The sequence below is a fragment of the Micromonospora sp. DH13 genome, assembly GCF_020873825.1.
Lineage (GTDB): Bacteria > Actinomycetota > Actinomycetes > Mycobacteriales > Micromonosporaceae > Micromonospora > Micromonospora haikouensis.
This window is the reverse complement of sequence record NZ_JAHWGR010000088.1, coordinates 1-1,306: the sequence shown is the minus strand read 5'-3', so window position 1 is coordinate 1,306 and position 1,306 is coordinate 1. Positions and strand designations below refer to the sequence as shown.

Genomic DNA, 1,306 nt, shown 5'->3' with positions numbered 1-1,306 from the left:
GTGCGGTCCCCTGACCATCCGGGCCCGGCCCGGGACCGGGCGAGGAGCCCAGGCCGGCGGGCCCGCGCTCGGGGCTAGGGTGGTCCGGTGCCGAACACCGACGCGGCGATCGACGCCGCCCTCGCCCGGCTACGCTCCCTCGGGGAGCAGCTTCCCTACCCCGGGGACTGGCTCCCGGCCGCCCGCGCCGACTCGACCGGCCTCGTCCTCGCCGAGGACGAAGGGCTGTCCCACCTCGTCCTCGACCCGGCCACGGGTGCGGTGTCCCTCGTCGACGCCGACGGCGCAGAGCCGGTGAACTCCACGCTGGACGCGCTCGTCGCCTGCGCGGAGGCGTACCTGGCGGCCCGCGCCGAGGCCGACGCGCTGCCCGACGACGCCGACGACGACCTCGAGGCGGTCGGCGAGCGGCTCACCGACCGGTTCCGGCAGCTCGACCCGGCGTCGGTCGGCCACGAGAACCGCTTCTGGTCGGTGGCCGCCGAGGAACTCGGCTACGGGATGACCTGACGGGTCGACCTCCCCCGGCGGCAACCCGGTCTGCCGGGTCGGCGATCTGACGGGTCGGCGCTTCCTGGTCGCTACGCGACGGGCGCGTCGACCATCGCCTCGTACCGGTCACCGGCGTCGCTGACCGGGCGGTAGTCCTCGTCGGCCGCCAGTCGGTGCAGCGCCTCCAGCAGCCCGTCGGCCTCCGGCAGGTCGAGCGCCTGCCGCAGCCGCGCCCGTTCCGCGTCCAGCTCCGGCCAGTCCTCGCGGATCTCCTCGTCGGCGCGGGCCAGCCACTCCCGCAGCCGCGCGCCGCCATCGTCGCCGTACGGGACCGACGTCGCGTCGTGGACGCTGGAGAGCCCGACGACGAGGGAGAGCGCGGCGCGCAGGTCGGTCGCGATCAACCCGCCCTCGCCCTCCGAGCCGACGTACAGCACGGGCCGGGCGACGCCGTCGCCGTTGTCGTCGCCGTTGTCGTCGCCCACCAGCATGAAGGCCCCGCCCGAGGCGTCCCCGGCGATCATCTCCAGGGGCTCGCCGTTGGGCAGGTGCACCGTCTCGGGCGGCCCGTCGGCGACCCGGTCCAGGTCGAAGTCGAACCGGCGCAGCAGGTCGACGATCCACGCCTCACCGGCGATCCGCCCCAGCAGCAGACTCTCGGCCCCTGCGGCCCGCTCGCCCCCTGCGCCCTCCTCGGCCCCTGCGGCCCGCTCGTCACCCACCCCGCGACGCTACCCCACCCCCCAGGCCCCTCCCCCGCTCGCCCCGCTCGCCCCGCGATCTTGCACTTGTGGCCCCCTGTTCGCCCGTTATC

At 76.0% G+C, this 1,306-nt stretch carries 2 protein-coding genes; one reads left to right on the top strand and one right to left on the bottom strand.

The window, feature by feature from the left end; translation table 11 throughout:
• Window positions 1–87: 87 nt before the first annotated feature.
• The gene (locus LPA42_RS33345; protein WP_198956756.1) at window positions 88–510 is read left to right on the top strand and encodes an SUKH-4 family immunity protein; all 423 of its coding nucleotides are present in this window, start codon (window positions 88–90) and stop codon (window positions 508–510) included.
• Between the two features lie 71 nt (window positions 511–581).
• Here the strand turns inward: LPA42_RS33345 and LPA42_RS33340 are convergent, their stop codons facing one another.
• The gene (locus LPA42_RS33340; RefSeq protein WP_228987136.1) at window positions 582–1,214 is read right to left on the bottom strand and encodes a hypothetical protein; all 633 of its coding nucleotides are present in this window, start codon (window positions 1,212–1,214) and stop codon (window positions 582–584) included.
• Window positions 1,215–1,306 lie beyond the last annotated feature (92 nt).